The following is a 612-nucleotide window of genomic DNA, read 5'->3' on the forward strand; positions in this document are numbered from 1 at the left end:
TGCCGCAGCTTCGGTATATTGCTTAGCCCCGTTACATCTTCCGCGCAGGCCGACTCGACTAGTGAGCTATTACGCTTTCTTTAAAGGGTGGCTGCTTCTAAGCCAACCTCCTAGCTGTCTGAGCCTTCCCACATCGTTTCCCACTTAGCAATATTTTGGGACCTTAGCTGGCGGTCTGGGTTGTTTCCCTCTTCACGACGGACGTTAGCACCCGCCGTGTGTCTCCCGGATAGTTCTCATTGGTATTCGGAGTTTGCAAAGGGTTGGTAAGTCGGGATGACCCCCTAGCCTTAACAGTGCTCTACCCCCAATGGAATTCGTCCGAGGCTCTACCTAAATAGATTTCGGGGAGAACCAGCTATCTCCCGGTTTGATTGGCCTTTCACCCCCAGCCACAAGTCATCCCCTAACTTTTCAACGTTAGTGGGTTCGGTCCTCCAGTTGATGTTACTCAACCTTCAACCTGCCCATGGCTAGATCACCGGGTTTCGGGTCTATACCTGGCAACTAATTCGCGCAGTTAACACTCGCTTTCGCTACGGCTCCGCTATTCGCTTAACCTCGCTACCAAATATAAGTCGCTGACCCATTATACAAAAGGTACGCAGTCAC

At 51.5% G+C, this 612-nt stretch carries 1 rRNA gene; it reads right to left on the reverse strand.

What is annotated here, in order from left to right:
- Positions 1 to 612 (reverse strand): 23S ribosomal RNA (locus tag HCJ96_RS16185); the annotation flags it as partial.

The organism is Alteromonas ponticola (assembly GCF_012911815.1).
Classification (GTDB): Bacteria; Pseudomonadota; Gammaproteobacteria; order Enterobacterales; family Alteromonadaceae; genus Alteromonas; species Alteromonas ponticola.